Source organism: Photobacterium sp. OFAV2-7 (genome assembly GCF_022347985.1).
Classification (GTDB): domain Bacteria; phylum Pseudomonadota; class Gammaproteobacteria; order Enterobacterales; family Vibrionaceae; genus Photobacterium.
Window position 1 is genome coordinate 1 of the sequence record NZ_JAKRFQ010000451.1, and the last position, 4,068, is coordinate 4,068.

Sequence of the window (4,068 nt, forward strand, 5' to 3'; positions counted from 1 at the left end):
CGTTAATTCCCAGAGTCGAAAGGGTAGATCCGAGCCTCAAGAAGAAAAACCGCCGCAAGGCGGTTTTTTTTATGTCTGCATTTTGTTAGCTAACCCCACCCAGCCTCCTCTTGAAAAGGGGAGGAGCAAAGGTTGTCGGTCGCTAAGTATGAGTGTTGAACCAGTCCTTCCCCTTGTTCGGTGATGACCGGGAGAGCGAGTAGGTTGATAGAAGGGGAAGTTAGATGGGGTTGGTAATCGATGCCTGAATATTTCGATATACATTAAAAAAGCGAGAGCCTCAGACTCTCGCTTTTCTGTTCTTATCACTTGTTATAATCAGTGATTAGGCTTTTTGTTCGTAGGCTTCGTTGTGAACGGCAGCAACGGCACGGCCTGATGGATCGGCACTGTTCTTGAAGCTCTCGTCCCACTCAATGGCCTTGGCACTTGAACAGGCGATTGACGGGCCGCCAGGTACACATTTCGCTGCATCTTCAAGCGGGAATAGCTCTTCGAAGATCTCACGGTACACGTAGCCTTCTTTGGTTGTCGGCGTGTTGTACGGGAAGCGGAACTTGGCTGTCTCAAGCTGTTGCTCGGTCACCTTGGCTTCTGCCACTTCTTTCAATGTATCAATCCAGCTATAACCTACACCATCAGAGAATTGCTCTTTCTGGCGCCAAGCAACGGATTCCGGCAGATAGTGACCGAAGCATTCACGGATGATGTGCTTCTCCATCTTACCGTTACCGCACATCTTATCTTCCGGGTTCAGGCGCATTGCCACTTCAAGGAACTCTTTGTCAAGGAACGGAACACGTGCCTCGATACCCCATGCTGCCATAGACTTGTTGGCACGGGCACAGTCGAACATGTTCAGTGCCAACAGTTTACGTACCGTTTCTTCGTGGAACTCTTTGGCGTTAGGTGCCTTGTGGAAGTACAGGTAGCCACCGAAGACTTCATCTGCCCCTTCGCCAGAAAGTACCATCTTGATACCCATTGCACGGATCTTACGTGACATCAGGTACATAGGTGTTGATGCACGGATTGTGGTGACATCATAGGTTTCGATGTGGTAAATCACATCACGAATGGCATCAAGCCCTTCCTGCACTGTGTAAGTCAGCTCATGGTGGACGGTACCGATATGGTCGGCAACTTCCTTGGCGGCTTTCAGATCCGGTGCGCCCTCAAGGCCGATAGCGAAGGAGTGCAGTGTTGGCCACCACGCTTCAGACTGCTCGTCATCTTCGATACGGCGTGCCGCGAACTTTTTGGTGATAGCGGAAATCACGGATGAATCCAGGCCGCCTGATAGCAATACACCGTATGGAACATCTGTCATTAGCTGGCGCTTGACGGCGCTTTCTAGAGCGTTTGTCAGTGCAATTTTATCGGTCTCTGCGTCGGCAACGGTATCAAATTCCATCCAGTCACGTTTGTAGTAACGCACCGGCTCGCCCTTCTTGCTCCATAGGAAGTGGCCAGGAGGAAACTCGCTGATGGTTTTACAAACCGGTACCAGTGATTTCATTTCAGAAGCAACATAGTAGTTACCGTGCTCGTCATAGCCGTGGTACAGCGGGATGATACCGATATGGTCACGACCGATCAGGTAGGCATCTTCTGTCTCATCGTAAAGGATGAAGCCAAAAATACCGTTGAGGTAGTCAAGTAGTTCAGGGCCTTTTTCTTTATATAGCGCCAGAATAATTTCACAGTCAGATTCTGTCTGGAAAGGGTAGTCAGGTGCAAACTCGGCCTGAAGTTCTTTGTGGTTGTAGATTTCGCCGTTAACCGCAAGTGCATGTGTTTTATCGGTGTTGTAAAGAGGTTGCTCACCACTGTTTAAGTCTACGATAGCCAGGCGCTCATGCACTAGAATGGCTTTTTCTGACGAGTAGATACCTGACCAGTCAGGACCGCGATGACGCATTTTCTTGGACATTTCTAATGCTGTTTCGCGCAACGCTGTTGCATCACTCTTGATGTCTAAGATACCGAATACTGAACACATACTTCTGACTCCAACTTTTAAATCGCTTGTCGCTATCCATAATTGTTTGGGAGGGAGTAAACATTGAAATCTAGTCCCTAGTCTAGATACCAATGTCTACTCCTTGCTGCTAACGTCTCCCGTTCTTAATTGTTAAAATTGCGTATTCGGTAATAAAAAGCAACAGGTAATCTCAATTCAATTAAAGAAAAGGCTTGTTGGTGAATAATATTTAATAAATTGACAAAAATCCGAATATTTTCTGATATTGGTTGGTTTTTTGAACGGAAAAACAAACGGCAGCCGAGGCTGCCGTTAGTAAAAAATGAAGAATGGTTGGGGAGCTAGAGTGGTTTTATATCGGGCGACAGGTGCTCACAGACATGGCGGGCAAATCCACTTCCGGCCTCGTTGTAGATGTTGAAAGCCGCATCAACCCCCAGTTCACTCAGCAGGGCCTCGTCGTCACTATACTTGGCAATCGCCGCAATTTTTCCTTGGTAATTACCATCTCTAATTTGCTCCAGGGCAAAGCTGTTGGCCTGGCTATGGGGCATTGCCAGCAAAATCAGTTCGGTGTTGTGACGTGAGATAACACGAGCCCAGAAATCGGGGTCGGTTGCGTCGCCGTGGATCACATTGCGCCCGGCTGCTCGATGGAGCTGGACGGAGTCTTCACGGGTTTCGATACCAATGACTTGCTCGCCATAGCGTGCGACTAGTTCGTCGTAGGCACCTGAACCAATACGGCCCATGCCCAGAATCATGATTTTCTTGTTTCCGAGATCAATCAGTTTATCGCTCGAATTAAGTTTGTCGGGTTCAAATTCTTTTAGCCACTTCGAAGCATCTTTGTATAACCGGTGGCCGATGCTATTGAGTGGAGCCGCGATCAGGAATGACAGTGAGACAGCAATGGCGATGGCAACCAGAAAGTTGCCCGGCAGCATTCCCATACTGTAGGCAAGTCCGCCGACAATGAGGCCGAACTCGCTGTAGTTGAATAAGGTGAGCGTACCAAGCAATGACGTCCGGACACGGTAGCGGAACAGGTTAAAGATGATGTAGTAGAGGATCCCTTTTACCGGCAGTAGCAATAGCAGCAGAATGGCCATCAGGAAGCCGTCGAGGGTCGGCTCTTCCGACAGGCCTATGTTGAGGAAGAAGCAGACAAGCAATAGCTCTTTCAGGTTGAACAGTGATTTTGACAGCTCCGAGGCCTTAGGGTGAGCTGCTAGCATCATACCCAGGATCAGAGCGCCCAAATCGGCCTTCATGCCGACAGCCTCGAACAGGCCGGCACCGGCGACCAAGGCAAGGAAAATCCCATATAGCACCAGCATTTCCCCGTGGCCGGCCTTGTCGAGAATTTTAAACAGTGACGGACGCAATAGGGGCAGGGCAAACAAGGCCAGTGCAGTAATCTCGGGCACCTTGCCGGTTGAAACGGTCAGGAAAATAACGGCAAAAATATCCTGCATGACCAGTACCCCAATGGCAAGGGTGCCGTAGGTAGAGTTGAGCTCGCCTTTTTCCTGCAGCGCCTTGATCGCAAAAACGGTACTTGAAAATGAGAGTGCGAAGGCAAGCAGGCCAAGCTGCACCATATCCAGCTCGCTGAGCATCCCGAGGCCGAGTTGTTTCAAAGCCAGCAAGGCAAGGGTAAAGAGGCCGGTTGTCAGCAGGTTATGCAGTGTCGCCCCTCCCCAGATCTCTTTGGCAAGCAGGGTTTTGACATCGAGTTTGAGGCCAATCGAGAACAATAGCAGGGTAACGCCGAGATCGGCCAGGACACTGAGGACTTCGGTTGACTGGTAGCCTGCGCTATTGAGGGCAAATCCCGCGACAAGGAAGCCCACCAGAGGAGGAAGCTTGCACCTCAGGGCTATAAAGCCAGCCAGGAAGGCGGCTATGATAAAAATAAGTTCCATGTTGAGACTAATTATCCTTTCTTATTGTGTTCCCGATAGCACTATCGCATAACCCATAGTGTAGCTTGGGCGTAGGGTGAATTTTTTTGCGCAATATACCACAAGGGGCATGTACCTGTCCGGTACATGCCCCTTTTTAGTGTGGAGAAAAAACTG

2 protein-coding genes are annotated in these 4,068 nt (G+C 49.5%); both read right to left on the reverse strand.

The window, feature by feature from the left end; genetic code table 11:
• Positions 1-325: 325 nt before the first annotated feature.
• Positions 326-2,002 carry an asparagine synthase B gene (gene asnB, locus MHN01_RS18765; RefSeq protein WP_239412744.1) on the reverse strand — a complete coding sequence of 559 codons (1,677 nt, stop codon included), beginning with the start codon at positions 2,000-2,002 and terminating at the stop codon, positions 326-328.
• Between the two features lie 323 nt (positions 2,003-2,325).
• Complete coding sequence (locus MHN01_RS18770) at positions 2,326-3,912, reverse strand: cation:proton antiporter family protein (protein WP_239412745.1); 1,587 nt, start codon at positions 3,910-3,912, stop codon at positions 2,326-2,328.
• Between the last annotated feature and the right edge of the window lie 156 nt (positions 3,913-4,068).

Coding starts and splice junctions, on each gene's coding strand:
- asnB (WP_239412744.1), bottom strand. CDS start 2,002: ATGTGTTCAGTATTCGGTATCTTAGACATCAAGAGTGATGCAACAGCG.
- MHN01_RS18770 (WP_239412745.1), bottom strand. CDS start 3,912: ATGGAACTTATTTTTATCATAGCCGCCTTCCTGGCTGGCTTTATAGCC.